Origin of the sequence: Chlorobaculum tepidum TLS, from assembly GCF_000006985.1 — a bacterium.
GTDB lineage: Bacteria > Bacteroidota > Chlorobiia > Chlorobiales > Chlorobiaceae > Chlorobaculum > Chlorobaculum tepidum.
This window is the reverse complement of sequence record NC_002932.3, coordinates 1,180,156-1,194,516: the sequence shown is the minus strand read 5'-3', so window position 1 is coordinate 1,194,516 and position 14,361 is coordinate 1,180,156. Positions and strand designations below refer to the sequence as shown.

Annotated in this window: 19 protein-coding genes; 10 read left to right on the top strand and 9 right to left on the bottom strand. The window is 55.9% G+C overall.

All coding sequences use genetic code 11. The features are described 5' to 3' along the window. Nucleotides 1-37 precede the first annotated feature (37 nt). Nucleotides 38-1,063 carry a zinc-dependent alcohol dehydrogenase family protein gene (locus AYT24_RS05765; protein ID WP_165439271.1) on the top strand — a complete coding sequence of 342 codons (1,026 nt, stop codon included), beginning with the start codon at nt 38-40 and terminating at the stop codon, nt 1,061-1,063. Here AYT24_RS05765 and AYT24_RS05760 read toward each other — a convergent pair whose 3' ends face one another. After that, complete coding sequence (locus AYT24_RS05760; RefSeq protein WP_010932943.1) at nt 1,064-1,201, bottom strand: hypothetical protein; 138 nt, start codon at nt 1,199-1,201, stop codon at nt 1,064-1,066. A 259-nt stretch (nt 1,202-1,460) separates the two neighbouring features. Between AYT24_RS05760 and AYT24_RS05755 the strand changes: the two genes are divergently transcribed. Further along, nucleotides 1,461-2,702: a hypothetical protein gene (locus tag AYT24_RS05755; protein ID WP_010932942.1), complete on the top strand. Its 1,242-nt coding sequence runs from the start codon at nt 1,461-1,463 to the stop codon at nt 2,700-2,702. A gap of 78 nt (nt 2,703-2,780) precedes the next feature. On the opposite strand, the gene AYT24_RS05750 is transcribed toward AYT24_RS05755, so the two are convergent. The 3 genes from AYT24_RS05750 to chlG form a co-directional block, all read right to left on the bottom strand. Further along, nucleotides 2,781-3,335, bottom strand: coding sequence for a TIGR00730 family Rossman fold protein (locus tag AYT24_RS05750; protein WP_010932941.1), 555 nt, complete (start codon nt 3,333-3,335; stop codon nt 2,781-2,783). Beyond that, the gene (locus AYT24_RS05745) at nt 3,332-3,985 is read right to left on the bottom strand and encodes a glycosyltransferase family 2 protein (RefSeq protein ID WP_010932940.1); all 654 of its coding nucleotides are present in this window, start codon (nt 3,983-3,985) and stop codon (nt 3,332-3,334) included. The genes AYT24_RS05750 and AYT24_RS05745 overlap by 4 nt, the downstream gene beginning before the upstream one ends. Before the next feature lie 77 nt (nt 3,986-4,062). Then, entirely contained in the window at nt 4,063-4,995 is a 933-nt protein-coding gene (chlG, locus tag AYT24_RS05740) for a chlorophyll synthase ChlG (RefSeq protein WP_264357643.1), read from the bottom strand. A 263-nt stretch (nt 4,996-5,258) separates the two neighbouring features. Here chlG and AYT24_RS05735 point away from each other — a divergent pair, with 263 nt between their 5' ends. The 7 genes from AYT24_RS05735 (at nt 5,259) to AYT24_RS05705 (ending at nt 9,705) form a co-directional block, all read left to right on the top strand. Further along, a complete protein-coding gene (locus AYT24_RS05735; protein ID WP_226986771.1) occupies nt 5,259-5,726 on the top strand; it encodes a DUF2231 domain-containing protein in 468 nt (155 codons plus the stop codon). Then, nucleotides 5,723-6,217: a GNAT family N-acetyltransferase gene (locus AYT24_RS05730; RefSeq protein ID WP_010932937.1), complete on the top strand. Its 495-nt coding sequence runs from the start codon at nt 5,723-5,725 to the stop codon at nt 6,215-6,217. The genes AYT24_RS05735 and AYT24_RS05730 overlap by 4 nt, the downstream gene beginning before the upstream one ends. A gap of 34 nt (nt 6,218-6,251) precedes the next feature. After that, the gene (locus AYT24_RS05725) at nt 6,252-6,875 is read left to right on the top strand and encodes a LysE family translocator (protein ID WP_010932936.1); all 624 of its coding nucleotides are present in this window, start codon (nt 6,252-6,254) and stop codon (nt 6,873-6,875) included. A 119-nt stretch (nt 6,876-6,994) separates the two neighbouring features. Next, on the top strand, nt 6,995-7,237 hold the full coding sequence (locus AYT24_RS05720; protein ID WP_164927013.1) for a type II toxin-antitoxin system Phd/YefM family antitoxin: 243 nt from the start codon (nt 6,995-6,997) through the stop codon (nt 7,235-7,237). Nucleotides 7,238-7,394: 157 nt separating this feature from the next. Further along, complete coding sequence (locus AYT24_RS05715; RefSeq protein WP_226986770.1) at nt 7,395-8,876, top strand: D-alanyl-D-alanine carboxypeptidase family protein; 1,482 nt, start codon at nt 7,395-7,397, stop codon at nt 8,874-8,876. A gap of 21 nt (nt 8,877-8,897) precedes the next feature. After that, a complete protein-coding gene (locus AYT24_RS05710) occupies nt 8,898-9,353 on the top strand; it encodes an acyl-CoA thioesterase (RefSeq protein WP_226986893.1) in 456 nt (151 codons plus the stop codon). A 49-nt stretch (nt 9,354-9,402) separates the two neighbouring features. Beyond that, nucleotides 9,403-9,705, top strand: a complete 303-nt coding sequence (locus AYT24_RS05705) for a Dabb family protein (RefSeq protein WP_010932932.1) — start codon at nt 9,403-9,405, stop codon at nt 9,703-9,705. A 147-nt stretch (nt 9,706-9,852) separates the two neighbouring features. On the opposite strand, the gene AYT24_RS05700 is transcribed toward AYT24_RS05705, so the two are convergent. From AYT24_RS05700 to AYT24_RS05680, 5 genes are all read right to left on the bottom strand, one after another. Continuing rightward, on the bottom strand, nt 9,853-10,041 hold the full coding sequence (locus tag AYT24_RS05700) for a 4Fe-4S binding protein (RefSeq protein ID WP_010932930.1): 189 nt from the start codon (nt 10,039-10,041) through the stop codon (nt 9,853-9,855). 209 nt (nt 10,042-10,250) lie between these two features. Further along, nucleotides 10,251-10,439 carry a 4Fe-4S binding protein gene (locus AYT24_RS05695; RefSeq protein ID WP_010932929.1) on the bottom strand — a complete coding sequence of 63 codons (189 nt, stop codon included), beginning with the start codon at nt 10,437-10,439 and terminating at the stop codon, nt 10,251-10,253. 130 nt (nt 10,440-10,569) lie between these two features. After that, nucleotides 10,570-11,559, bottom strand: coding sequence for a PhoH family protein (locus tag AYT24_RS05690; protein ID WP_010932928.1), 990 nt, complete (start codon nt 11,557-11,559; stop codon nt 10,570-10,572). An 18-nt stretch (nt 11,560-11,577) separates the two neighbouring features. Beyond that, the gene (gene rfaD / locus AYT24_RS05685; RefSeq protein ID WP_010932927.1) at nt 11,578-12,576 is read right to left on the bottom strand and encodes an ADP-glyceromanno-heptose 6-epimerase; all 999 of its coding nucleotides are present in this window, start codon (nt 12,574-12,576) and stop codon (nt 11,578-11,580) included. Between the two features lie 113 nt (nt 12,577-12,689). After that, nucleotides 12,690-13,109, bottom strand: a complete 420-nt coding sequence (locus tag AYT24_RS05680) for an RNA polymerase sigma24 factor (RefSeq protein WP_010932926.1) — start codon at nt 13,107-13,109, stop codon at nt 12,690-12,692. A 183-nt stretch (nt 13,110-13,292) separates the two neighbouring features. On the opposite strand from AYT24_RS05680, the gene hisC reads away from it, so the two are divergent. After that, nucleotides 13,293-14,360 carry a histidinol-phosphate transaminase gene (gene hisC, locus AYT24_RS05675; protein ID WP_164927011.1) on the top strand — a complete coding sequence of 356 codons (1,068 nt, stop codon included), beginning with the start codon at nt 13,293-13,295 and terminating at the stop codon, nt 14,358-14,360. Nucleotide 14,361 lies beyond the last annotated feature (1 nt).

Genomic DNA, 14,361 nt, shown 5'->3' with positions numbered 1-14,361 from the left:
ATGGCTTTTGTGAATTTGCGGAAAAGGGAGAGCCATGATGAACGCGATGGTGCTGGAGCGGGTTGTCGATCTTTTGCACGAGACGCAACCGCTGGTTCTGCGGGAGTTGCCCGTTCCCGAGCCGGGGCCGGGGGAGATTCTGTTGAGGGTCGCCACCTGTGGCGTCTGCCACACGGAGCTTGACGAAATCGAGGGGCGCACGCCGCCGCCGCGATTTCCGGTGATTCCGGGACATCAGGTCATTGGGCGGGTTGTTGCCTGCGGCGATGGCGTCGCGGGCATCGAAACCGGCAGTCGACGCGGGGTGGCGTGGATTTACTCTTCGTGTGGTCACTGCGACCTCTGCCGCTCCGGTAACGAAAACCTCTGCGCGGAGTTCAGCGCGACAGGCCGCGACGCCGATGGAGGCTACGCGGAGTATATGGTGGCTCCGGCGGCCTTCACCTATTCCATTCCCGATGTGTTCTCCGACGCCGAGGCCGCTCCGCTCCTCTGCGGCGGCGCGATCGGCTACCGTTCGCTGATGCTCGCAAACCTCAAAGATGGTCAGATTCTCGGCCTGACCGGGTTCGGCGCATCGGGCCATCAGGTGCTCAAACTCGCTCGCTATCTCTATCCAAAATCTCCGGTCTTCGTCTTCGCCCGAAGCGAAAAAGACTGCGATTTCGCCCGCTCGCTTGGCGCGGACTGGGCTGGCGGTACCACAGACAACTCGCCGTCGCCCTGTGATTCCATTATCGATACGACGCCCGCCTGGTTGCCAGTGCTTTCGGCGCTCGAACGGCTTCGGCCCGGCGGACGGCTCGTCATCAATGCGATCCGCAAGGAGTCGCACGATAGCGAGTTGCTCGCGGGCATTTCCTACGAACGGCACCTCTGGATGGAGAAGGAGATCAAAAGCGTGGCCAACATTACGCGGGCCGATGTGTCGGCGTTCCTCGACATCGCCGCCCGCATGGGGCTGAAGCCGGAGGTGCGGAGCTATCCGCTCGAAGAGGCCAACCGTGTGCTGCTCGATCTGCGTCACGGAAAAGCCCGCGGTGCTGCGGTACTCATTCCATAATCAGGAGGTTTTGGCAACCTCCATTCCGACAGTGGTTGACGGACTGAGCATTTTGTGCCCGGTATCGAGCAATGTGCTGACCGCTCCGCTGTCGGTGCTGTAGATGAAAATCAGTGACGTTGCCATGATGTATGCCATTGCAGCTGTTCGCTGTTTCTTGATCTGTCTATTCGGGTAACGCCTGCGATTGCGGAAACGATCCGTTCAGGATTGGCTACCTGTGCCGGTCGCGCAACGCCAGAAACATCGACGCAGGCTGGCCGCGCCTCGTGGTTCGCATATCGAATGAAAATCTCTACTTTATGAAAATGCCGTAGCAAATTGTGTTAACGGCCAATCTTTTTCCTGCCACGGTTTTCTGTTCACGATAGTTCTAAACGCTCTTCCCCCTATCGTTATGAAGCCCATCCGCATTGACGATTACTGTTTCGACCGTATCCATCTCTGGTTGCAGTACGACCCTTTCGTGCCCGAGTTTATCGAGATGGTGATCGAGGTGTTTTATCCGGCGAACCGCAAGGCCAATGGTCTGGTGATGTTCAACCACGGCTTCCTGATTGGCAACGACCTGCTCTGGTATCCCAAGAAGATTGCCGGTATGCTGCTCGACGACAATCCGCTTTTTGGCATCAATCCGTCCGCTTACTACAATTACAGCGAGGCGATTGTCGAGAAGAACTGGGCGATGGCATTCGTCAGCGCCAGCCATGCGCAGGTTGACTGGATGCCGTGGACCGACATCGGCGGCAATCCGAGGGTTGGGCAGGAGACCTTTGCCGCCGCATCATATCTGATCCGCTATGGCCTGACCGAATTCTTCTGGCTGGCCGAGTCCAGGGGACATAACAGCAAGAATTTTGATGCCCAGCTCGCCAGCAAGGCGAAGTTTCTGGTCTCCAACAACGTCATTTTCGCCGGGCACTCGGTTGGCGGCGCGCATGCGCAGGCCGCGGCGTGCGGCTTCGATACCCTCAGTCAGATCGGGCGCCAGCAGTGTCGCCCCTTCAATCCGGTGATCTACAACCGGGAGCTTCTGCCGACGTTCAGTATGCCGATGACCGATTGGCCTGAAGCGGATCGGGCCAATCCGGTCGGCCTCCTGATGCTCTCACCGGTTGACCAGCATGTGCCGATCTTCATGCCCGGCATGAGCGACTACCGCGCGGCGCTCGCATCCCGCCAGATGCCGATGGCGATGGTTGTCGGCCAGTGCGATTGCGCGTGTCTTGATATGTCCCAGCCGCCCGCCTGGTCGGGCACTCCCGGTGTCGAAAGCCAGTTCAGCCAGCTCACCGGCGACGGTTCCTGGGTCGTGGCTTCGCAGGTTGAGCGCGGCAGCCATTGCGGTTACCTGACCAACAAGAGCCCGCTGTGCAGCGTGGCTGAACTGCCGAGCCAGTGCAAACGCTGCCCTGGCGTCGAGGTGTACAAGCCGATGGGCGCGGAAACGGCCTTTACAGCGGAGATGCTTGGGAAGTTCATCAATCTTTATCCGAATGGCGGCGGATTCGAGGGCGGTTTCAACGACTGGATTGGCAGCGAGTTCATCACCTGGCTGAACCGGCAAAGCCCGTGCTGCGATCTCAATCTGATGCCAATGCCGGGCGGAGGCTACATCGACAACGTGCCGCCGGCTTAGCGCTGAGTGCGGACAGCTTGAAACAGAAAAGGCCGGGAGTTGACGTTCCGGCCTTTCTTTTTTTCGCTTTGAATTTTTTCAGACGCTGGTGTTTTGGCGGTCGATCATCGCAAGCACGTCGCTGGCGGAGTTGCAGATGTCGTAGTAGCTTTCGTAACCAGGCTTGACCATCTTTTCGGCGGCGATGCGTTCGAAGAACTGTAGGAGCTGATTCCAAAAGCCCTCCGTGTTGAGCAGGATGATCGGTTTTCGGTGCTGGCCGAGGTGCTTCCAGGTGAGGATTTCCATCAACTCATCGAGTGTGCCGAGTCCGCCCGGCAAAATCACGAAGGCGTCCGCCCAGTCGGTGAGCAGCATTTTGCGCTGGTGCATGGTTTCAACCACGTGCAGCTCGGTCAGTCCGGGGTGAGCTACCTCGCGCTCTTCGAGGAAGCGCGGGATGATGCCCTTCACCGTGCCGCCAGCCTTCAGAGCTGCGTCGGCGGTGCGTCCCATCAGCCCGACGTGCCCACCACCGAAGACCAGATCAATTCCGCGTTCGGCAAGGCCGCGGCCAAGCGATTCGGCTTCGCTGAAATAGGGTTCCGGAGCAAGGTTGCTGGAGCTGCAATAGACGGTGACTGAGCGGATCATGGCTTGGCTGGTTTGTAGGTTCTGGTGATGCTGCCGGGTGAGCGGCGGTAGATGTAGCTCACCGGCTGGTCGATTTTCAGGACTTTGTGACTTCGCGCGGCGCGCTCCCAGAGGTCGGTGTCCTCGGCATAGTCGAGCGCCCGGAATCCGCCGATGTCGAGAAACAGCTCGCGCCGCCCGAACATCGTCGCTCCGGCGATGCACTCGCTGACGTGAATCAGTTTTTCGGGATCGTCGCGATCCCGCACCCACGGGTCGCCCTCGCAAACGAATCCTCCCGAAATCAAACGAACCTCCGGCATCGATTCAAGCAGGTGGAGTCGCGATTCGAGGTGCTCCGGCAGGTAGAGGTCGTCGCTGTCGAGGAAGGTGATGTATCGCCCGAAAGCGGCCTGGATTCCGGCATTACGCGACAGGGCCGCCTTGCGGTTCCGGTGCTTCATGTAGCGGATGTTGGCGTGCTGGTTGAGGTATCCGTCTACGATCTCGAAGGTTTCGTCCGAACTGCCGTCATCGACGACGATCAGCTCCCACTCTGCAAAGTTCTGGGCGACGACGCTCTCGATGGCCGAGGCGAGCAGCGGGGCGCGGTCGAAGGTCGGCAGGATGACCGACACAGCGGGCTGGATGTCGAAGCGTGGCGTCAGCATGGGCGATTTTCAAGGCTCGCCGACGAGCTGCACGAAAATTTCGCGCGAGCGGGGGTGGTTGGTGTGATCGCCGTAAATCACGGGTTGATCGATTTGATGGCGAAGGCGCACACCATCATGCCCGCGACGAGGAAGTTTTGGGCGATGGCGTTGTAGCGCACGTCCATCGTTCGCGGCGAACGCACGAGGCTGAATTGCAGGAGGAACTGTGGTACGACGAGCGCCGCCGTTACCCATCCGTACACCGCTTTGCCGATCATGAACATGTAGCCCGCCGCCATGAGTTGGCCGAGGTCGATCAGGATCGCCGCGATGAGCGCCGCCTTGCGTTCGCCGAAGATTGCCGGAAGGGTGTGGATGCCGACCTGCCGGTCGCCCTCGATGGACTTGAAGTCGTTGATGGTCATGGTGCCGGTGCTGGCGATGGTGTAGAGCGTGGCCACGATGAGCGACGGCGTGATGGCGTGCAGCGAGAAGTCGCTTCGGTAGGCGATTTCGCCCGCTACCCACGGAATGATGAGGTACGACACCGCGACGATGATGTTGCCCGCCCAGAGCCGCTTTTTCAGCTTGATCGGGTTGGCGCTGTAGAGGTGCGCGTTGATGATGCCGACGACGACGTAGAGTGCGATGAGCGGATGCACCAGCCAGCCGACGACGACTGAAAGCAGCGACCAGAGCGCGATGAGCAGCGTGGCGCTTTTGAGCGAAATCGCGCCGCCGGGAATCGGGCGGTTTGGTTCGTTGATTTCGTCGAGGTCGCGGTCGAAGTAGTCGTTGAGCATCTGGCAGGTGCCGGTGGCCAGCGGGCCTGTGAGCAGCACGGCGAGCCAGAATTTGATTTCGCCGATCTGCTGCCAGCCGAACGCGCCGCTGGCGATTGCGCCGCAGATGAAGCTCCAGACGACCGGAATCCAGGTGACTGGCTTCAGGAACCGCACGAAGAGGGCGAGGCTTGAAACCGGTTCGAATGAGCGGCGCCCCTGAACGAAGGGTTTGCGTCGGCTCATTCCGGAGGACGCGCGTTCCTGCGTTGTATCGAAAGGGATGTTGTCCGGAGAATTGTTGCTCACCCGTGAGGTATTCGGTTGGTCAAAACTCAAAGCCTGAAAATAACATGTAAATCCAAGGAATAAAACTTCATGCGGCAAAACGGCTGATCTCTTTGCATTTAGCGCCATGAGTATCCTCGTCATTTTCGGGATCACTTGCATGGCAGAAGAGTGGGGCGTACATTTTAGCGGAAAGTTTCAGATGAATCCCCTAACCCTTTATGCCAGTGCCGTTTTTCAGGTTTATCAAAGAGATGAAGCAGAGCTTCATGCTGCATCCTGTTGCAGCCCACTTCAGTAACGGAGTGATTCCTGTCGCCGTTCTCTATCTTGTGCTGTTTCTTCCGACCGGCAATCCGTTTTTTGAACATACGGTTGTCCATCTGCTTCTTGTTTCCCTTCTCGCTGTGCCGTTTTCGTTCTATTCTGGCATCCGGGACTGGAAAACCAAATACAAGGGAGCCAAGGCTCCGGTATTTCAGACCAAGATCAGGCTTTCGATTCTGCTTCTGGTGGCGGGCATTCTTGCCGCCGCGATTCGTCTTGCAGTTCCCGACGTGATGCATGAGGGCGGCCCGCTGTCCTGGTTGTATGTGGCAACTCTGCTTGTCATGTTGCCCACGGTTGTCCTTCTCGGCCATCACGGCGGCAAGCTCGCCGCCGGACAGCGTTCCGAGAGGTTTCGATGATCCCCATCGAATTGCTTCCGGTTTGCGCGGACGATCTTGATGAGATGGCTGGTATATTCAATTACTACGTCGAACACACTCTGGCGACTTATACCGAAACACCAGTCAGCGTCGAGCGCTTCGTATCGCTCATGTGTTTCAGCCCCGGCTATCCCGCATTCGTAGCGCGTGATTCCGATGGCGCGCTGGCGGGGTTTGGATTGCTGCGCCCTTACAGCCCGATTCCGGCGTTTGATCGCACCGCTGAACTGACCTGTTTTCTCTCGAAAGGAAATACGGGTAGGGGGATTGGCTCGGCCATTCTGCAAGCTCTTGAATCCGAGGCGGTGGAGCTGGGGATCGAGACCATCGTGGCGACGGTTTCGTCGCTCAATGAAGAGAGCCTGCGTTTCCACCTCGCCCGAGGATTCGTTGAACAGGGAAGGCTGGTTGGCATCGGATCGAGAAATGGGCGGTGCTTCGATGTCATCTATCTCCAGAAGACGTTTTGAATCTTCGGTGAAGAGCTAAATAAACAGTTTTGCCATGATCGATTTTCAGACGTTTTTTCTCTTTTTCCCGGTGGCCCTGCTGCTGGCGCTCTCGCCGGGGCCGGACAACCTGTTTGTGCTTGCGCAATCCGCACAGCATGGCAGACCTGCCGGTTTTGCCGTGACCATTGGGCTTTGCACGGGTCTGATTGGCCATACTCTCGCCGTGGCGTTTGGACTTGCGGCTGTCGTCAAGGCATCGGCGCTTGCTTTCACGGTGTTGAAGATTGCAGGAGCACTTTATCTGCTCTGGCTCGCCTGGCAGGCATGGCGGGCAGGCGGTGAGGTCGGCGAGTCGAACGCGCATGCCCTCAGCGGGATCGAGCTTTACCGGCGGGGGATGGTGATGAATCTCACCAACCCGAAGGTTTCGCTCTTTTTCCTCGCCTTTCTTCCCCAGTTTACCGATCCACGCCACGGTTCGATGACCATGCAGTTCATCGAACTGGGGGCCCTCTTCATTCTTGCCACCCTGATCGTTTTCGCCGGATTGAGTATGGTTGCCGGTGGGCTTGGAGAGCGCTTCCGCCGTTCACCTGCCGCACTCAGATTGGTCAACCGCGCCGCTGCCATGATTTTTACCGGACTTGCCATAAAACTGGCCATAACCGAACGCTAAATAACCTTCTCTCATCGGTGGTGATTATGGGGGGGGCTTTTTGTTTTTCTGTACAAAAAAACGTACAATAAAAAGTGCGCTATTTGATACTGTCAATGATTCGTTGGGAAAGAGTGTGCATGAGCAAGATCGATCTTGTTAGCGATATCAGACCACTTTCGGAGTTCAGGGCCAATACGGCGGCTCTGATTACGCAGGTCAGAAAAACAGGGCGTCCACTGGTGCTGACCCAGCACGGGAAAAGCGCGGTGGTGTTGCTGGACGTGCGGCATTACCAGTCGATGCTATCGGCTTTCGAGCAAATGCATGGGTTGCAAAGCGGTGCTGAAGCTTCGGTTCTAACAGGTGGCGAAAAGTCGTGACGCGCTTGGCCGCTTTTCGAGGTATTATTTAAAGCCTTGTGAAATCGTTTTTTCTGGTGAATTGTCATGTTCTCTTTGTATTATAGTTACTTAGTGCCGTATATGTAATGCCAGCCCTCAACGGCTGGAGTGACTGCCAACAGAAGAATGTATCGCCATGTCAGCACGTATGTTAGACTCCTATGAGCCCTGGAAGCGGGGTGCAGGCAGTGAAATGGGGCGGCCGCATGGTCGTTTTTATGCCACAAGAAAAGTGCTTTTTACACTTCTTGCCTTTTTTGTTCTCACGTTGATTCCGCTCACCGCTTCTGCCAAAAGGCGGCCAGCCCCGGAGGGCGAAGATGCGGTTGCGGCCTATATCGTCAAGGAGACCGGCAGTCCGGAATTTTTGAAATCGAAGAATGCTGATACACCGCGTTCGCCTGCGAGCCTGACCAAGATCATGACCTGCCTGCTGGCTATCGAAAGTGGCCGCATGAATGATGTGGTGACGATTCCTCTTGAGGCGACGCAGGTCGAACCGACGCGAGCCGGTTTCAAGCCGGGAGAGCAGTTCAGGCTTCGAGATCTGGTGAAGGCTGCCATGGTCAATTCAAGTAACGATGCCGCTTTTGCCATTGCCATTCACCTCGGTGGCAGTCTCGATGCTTTTGTAGCAATGATGAATGCTCGTGCCCGCGCTCTCGGGATGAGCCATACCGTCTTCACCAATCCTGCCGGTTACGATCGGGGTATTTATGCTGGTAATCGCACGACGGCAAGGGACCTGGTAATTCTGACCGAACGTGCGATCAGGTTTCCAGAATTCAACGCGATTGCAAAGCTGGACAGGGTGGATTTCAACGAGCTTTCCACCGGTAAGATTTACAGTCTTCGCACTCACAACAAGCTCCTTGAACGTTACCCCTATTCCGTTGGTATCAAGACCGGTTATACCTCAATGGCAGGCCCATGCCTTATTGCAAGGGCGTTGAGGAATGGCAAGGATATGCTTGTCATTATGCTTTCTGCCCGGACGGATCGCTGGTCACTGGCGTCTACCATGTTCGATCAGGGTTTCGGGCTTGATGCAGGCCCGGTTCAGGTTGCGGAAACTGCTGAGAAATCTCCCCGCAGGGTTGCTGTTGACGCTCCGGAGGCTCCTCATTCAAGCGTGAGCGTCAGGCGCGCCCAGGCGCTTGAGGCACTGAGGCTCAAGGTCGAGAGCCGCCGCGGCCAATCCGCAGTAACGGAGATTCGCGGAATGAGCATGAATGTTCGGTCGTCAGGCGCGGACTCTTCGGTAAAAGCCCGCATGGAAAAGCGGAAAGCTTCTGCGGTCATCAAATTGCGCGGCAAGTCAAGCCGTGCTGACAGGATAGCGCTCAGGGCTGGCAAGAACGCTTCGGCCAGGAGGAAGCAACAGCTCGCAATGGCCCGGCAACGTAACCACAAAAACGGGGTCGTCCTGAAGTCTGCAAAGAAAAATGCTTCTGGCAATGTGGCTCTCAAGTCGCATAACAAGGCTCAGCGCTCTATCAAAACTGCCCGAAAGGGAGCGGTAAAGCGTTCGACTGCCGATGCAAAATCGGCAAAAAGCCGCAGCTGGAAAGAGGGGCTTTCTCTGTCGGAGAGAGCCGTTCGTTCTCCGAATGGTTGAGGGGAGCTGCATTTGAGAAGAGTGTTCATCCATACCTTTGAAGTTCCCGGATCGTCGATCGACGGATATGGGCATGTCAGCAATATCGAATATCTCCGGTGGATGCAGGATGGAGCTACCGCTCATACTGCTTCCGAAGGCTGGACGCTCGACCGTTACCGGCAAAGCCGGGCCATCTGGGTTGTGCGCCGCCATTCCATTGATTATCTCATGCCCGCATATGCCAGTGACCGGCTCGATCTGCACACCTGGATCGAGTGGGTCAGGGATTGTCAGTCGGTGCGCCGCTATTTGTTGACCAGAGAGGGAGACGTGCGTGCCCTCGCCAGAGCTGAAACCCTCTGGGTGTGTGTCGACCCGGAGTCAGGACGCCCGAAACGGGTGCCGGAAGACTTCATTCAGGCTTTTGAGCTGGTTGTCGGTGGCGAGGCCGAAGCGCTTCGTATCGTCGGCAAAGCGTCCGATTCAGCAAGCTGATTCAGTTTCCGACCGCAGTTTATGTCAATTTCCAGTCAAATATCGAGTCATGGTTAAGCATATCGTGATGTGGCGTCTCTGCGACGAGGCGCACGGTAATAGTGCTCAAGTTAATGCCCGCCTCATGAAGGAAAAGCTCGAAGCGCTATCCGGCAGAATTCCCGGACTGCTTTCGATCGAAGTGGGACTCGACTTCAGCTGTACCGACAGTTCTGCAGACGTGGTTCTCTATTCGGAATTTGCCAACAAGGCAGCTCTTGAAACTTACCAGAGTCATCCCGAACACGAAGCCCTCAAGCCCTTTATTGGAGGAGCAACGCGCGAACGGCGACTGGTGGATTACGAGTGCTGAATTATGACGTGCAGAAAACGGCGAGAAGCTGTTGCCTCGGTTGCATGAAAAAGCGTTTTTGTCTCTTCTTGGATTGCTTTTACAACCAATAAAAAAAGAGGCCCTTTCAACGGCCTCTTTTTTTATCTGGAAAACAGAGGGGGTGAATCAGCCCTGAACGATGCACTCTGCCGGGCAGACAGCAACGCAAGCAGGAGAGTCAGCAAAACCGGCGCACTCGTTGCAGGATGCGGCATCGATAACGTAGATCTCGCTGCCAGCGGAGATAGCGTTGGTCGGGCATTCGGGTTCGCAAGCACCGCAGTAGGTGCATTCTTCGGTGATATACAGTGCCATATTGACGACGTGCTTTGATAGTTATGAGAAAAAAAGAACAATTTTGATCAATTCTTTTAATATAAGCTTTTTTACAAGCCCGAAAACAAAAAAGTGATGATTATTTGAATAAAAATGCTGGCTAAAGGGCTGGAGAAAAAGATGTTGAAGATCAGGCCCGCCGTGCAAAATGGTTTTTGCTCTGAACGGCGGGTCTGAAGAAGCGGTGGCTATACCTTGATAATGCAGTCCACCGGGCAGACGGCCACACAGGCAGGCTCGTCGTGATAGCCGATACAATCCACGCATACATTCTCGTCGATCACGTAAATAGAGTCGCCAGCGGAGATCGCGCTGACCGGACATTCCGGCTCGCAGGCTGCACAGTAGGTGCATTCATCGGTAATACGGTGTGCCATGGTATCTCGGGTTTTAGTTGATGAGCTATTCGTAATGAAATCAGAGTAGATTTTTTTATCTGTACCATTGTGAACAGATACCTCCCGAAGGAGGGATTACTCTGCAACTGTTAAAACCTGAGCGTGAAAGTCAAAGTTCCGCCTCTTTTGGAGCGCCCTTTCGCAGCCCCTCTTCGTGATGTTCGTAGGCGTTGATGATATCCTTGACGAGGCGATGGCGTACCACATCCGACTTGTCGAGAAAAACGAAGCTGATGCCTTTGATCCCCTTGAGGATTTTCTGGGCGTTCATCAGTCCCGACTCCATCTCTTTCGGCAGGTCAACCTGGGTGACGTCGCCGGTGATGATCGCTTTCGAGTTGACCCCGAGCCTTGTCAGGCACATCATCATCTGCTTGCTCGAAGCGTTCTGGGCCTCGTCGAGGATGATGAACGAGTTGTTCAGCGTGCGTCCGCGCATGTAGGCAAGCGGCACGATTTCGATCACCCGGCGCTCAGTGAGGAACTTGAGCTTTTCGGCGGTCAGCATGTCCTGGAGCGCGTCGTAGAGCGGCCTCAGGTACGGGTCGATCTTCTGGGCAAGGTCGCCGGGCAGGAATCCAAGGCTCTCGCCTGCCTCAACCGCCGGGCGCGCAAGCACGATGCGTTTGATTTTTTTCGCTTTCCACGCGGCCACCGCGATGGCGACAGCAGTGTAAGTCTTTCCCGTGCCTGCCGGGCCGATGGCGAAGACGATATCATTTCCGGCGGCTTCGGCGACCATCCGACGTTGCCCGTCGGTTTTGGCCTTGACGACGTAATCTTTTGTTTCGACAATTACGTCCTTGTCTCCGGAAAGGGCTGCGGAAGGGTGGGAGACTGGTGAGAGCGCCAGACTGACGAGTGCGTTGACATCGTTTTCCAGCACTTCACCGTGCTGGTCGGCCAGGAAGATGATCTCCCTGAAAATCTTTTCGATGGCCGTCAGGTCAGGTTCGTCACCGCCGATGGTGATTTTCGCGCCTCGCGCGTTGATCCGAATGTCGGGGAACGCTTCACGAACTTTTTTTAGATAGCTGTCGTATGGCCCGAAAATGATGACGGGTTCGATCCCTTCGAATTCGATCGTTTTTTCAGTCAAAAGTTTTTTCCCGGTTTGTTATTGCCGTTCAAAAGCCAATGTATCAAGATGCGGCGAGGGTTTGCTCAGATAGTTCTGCACATAATCTCGCACTCCCTCTTCGAGCGGCGTCATCTGGCCGGTGTAGCCAGCCTGCCTGAGATGGGCAGAGTCCGCACAGGTATAATACTGGTATTTGTCCCGAATCGTTTCGGGCATATCGATAAACTCGATGCTGACGGGGCGATCCATCGCCGTGAAGGTTGCTATGACCAAATCCCTGAAGCTGCGCGCCTGCCCGGTGCCGATGTTGAACAGTCCCGTCGCCGAGGGCGTTTCGAGCAGCCATTGCATGATTTTCGTGCAATCCTTCACATAGACGAAGTCGCGCAGCTGCTCGCCATCGGCGTACTGTGGATTGTGCGATCTGAAAAGCCTTACCTTGCCATTGTCGCCGATCTGGTGGAACGCCTTGAAGACGACGCTGGTCATGTCCTCCTTGTGGTATTCGTTGGGCCCGTAGACGTTGAAGAACTTGAGCCCCGCCGCTTTTTCAAGGATGCCGTTGCGCAGCGCCCAGCAGTCGAACAGATGCTTCGAGTAGCCGTACATGTTCAGTGGTCTTAGCCGGTCGAGCACCTCGATGCCGTCACTGTATCCTTCGGAGCCGTCGCCGAAGGTTGCCGCGCTTGACGCATAGATAAAACGCACGCCCTTTTTTGCGCACCACGAGGCGAGCATCTTCGAGTATTCGTAGTTGTTGCGCAGCAGAAGGTTGGCGTCCTGTTCGGTGGTGGAGCTGATGGCTCCCATGTGAATCACGGCGTCGATTTTGGGCAGGCGGTCGTGTTCGAGCAGGTCGGGCAGGTCGTCCTTGTGAATGAAATCGGTGTAGCGTAGGCCCCGGAGGTTGAGCCATCTCCCCTCGGACGCTCTTCCGAGGTCATCGACGATGAGTACCTCATCGGTGCCGTTGCGGTTGAGTTCCCAGAGCATGGCGCTGCCGATGAACCCCGCGCCGCCGGTGATGATAATCATGCAAAAAGGTCAAATGGTTGACAGGCGAAAAAATATACGTCCGTCTCGCCGGAAAAGCAAAAGGCCAGCCCGTAAACGAGCTGGCCCTTTACCGAGGAGTATGTGGAGTGACGTCAGGCGGAAGCTCTCATGAGATTGTCGTGAGCGAAAAACTTGCGACCCCAGAAGAGCCAGAGTCTGACTGTATCGACGGGTTTTCCGATGATATCAGAGATCTGCGCGTGTTTCAACCCGGTCAGTTCTGACAGGAGCACCGAAAGCTTGATGTCTGCCGTCCACTGCTTCAGTGAATCGATCAGGCTGACACTCTCCTTCGTCGTTTCGTGCATGTCGAGATCGGCATGCTGGCCATACGTATCGAGATAACATTCGCGGAAAGTCTTGAGCACCTCGGTTTCCGGTGCTTTCAGGTCTGCATTCAGGCACGTGGTGTTGAGCAGTTCGCTGGATGCCTTCTCACTGCCGGTCATCCAGTAGGCAAGGCTGTAGATGTCATCGATCAGGTCCATCGGGGTTTTCTTGATCTCTATCATGGTCGCTCCTTGTTTGTTTGGATAAAGAGGATAATTTTTGTCCTTTTTTAATGTAGTGAAAAAAAATTCCCTGTCCAGTTTTTTTTTACGAAAAATGCAAAAAATCGTTTCTTGGATGGTGTTGCGACCAGTTTTATACTGGCACCACCTCTTAAGACGTCGAAAACCGGTAAATCAAGCATCATGAAAAGAGATCTCAGGACCATGCTCAATCCTGCCCTGGAGCATATCGAGACTTATAAGGTCGAGGGTGGCCAGGAGGCTGAGGTCAAGCTGAACCAGAACGAGAACCCCTTCGATCTGCCCTCGTGGCTCAAGGACAAGATTCTCGACCAGTTCCGCCATGAGCCCTGGAACCGCTATCCGGATATTCTGCCGTACCGGGGCATGGCGGCCTATGCATCGTTTCTCGGCGTGAAGCCGGAGTTGGTGATCATGAGCAATGGTTCGAACGAGATGCTCTACACCATCTTCATGGCCTGCCTCGGCGCTGGTCGCAAGGTGCTTATTCCAGAGCCTTCGTTTTCGCTTTACGACAAGCTTGCACGTCTTCAGCAGGCTGGGGTTGTCGAGGTGCCGATGCATGACGATCTCTCCTTTGACGTCGATGCGATCATCGAAGCCGCCAGGCGCGAGAAGGTCGATTTTATCGTGCTCTCCACGCCGAACAATCCGACCAGCAAGTCGCTGTCCCACGACGAGATCGAACGCATTGTCGAAGCTGCCGACGCCATTGTGCTGGTCGATGAAGCGTATGTCGAGTTTTCGCGTGAGCAATCGGCGCTCGACCTGATCGACCGCTACCCGAACCTGATCGTGTTGCGCACCATGTCCAAGGCGCTTGCGCTGGCCGGAATGCGTATCGGCTTTGCGATTGCCAATCCGGAGCTGCTGGCCGAAATCTCCAAGCCGAAGATTCCCTTCGCGTCGAGCCGACTGGCGGAAATCACTCTCATGGCTGTGCTCGAAAACTACTCACTCGTGACCGACGCCGTGCAGTACATCCTCGCCGAGCGCGGGCGCATCGAGGCGGAGCTGACAGAAATTCCTGGCATCCATACCTTCGAGAGCGACACCAACTTCCTCATCATTCGCGTCGCCAACGCATCCGAGGTGTTCAGGAAGCTCAAAAATGCCGGAGTGCTGGTTCGGAACGTGTCGGGATACCCGCTTATGGAGAACTGCCTCCGCTTCAATGTTGGTCTCAGGGAGGAGAACGACCGCCTGTTGGAACTGCTGAAAAAGCTCTGAG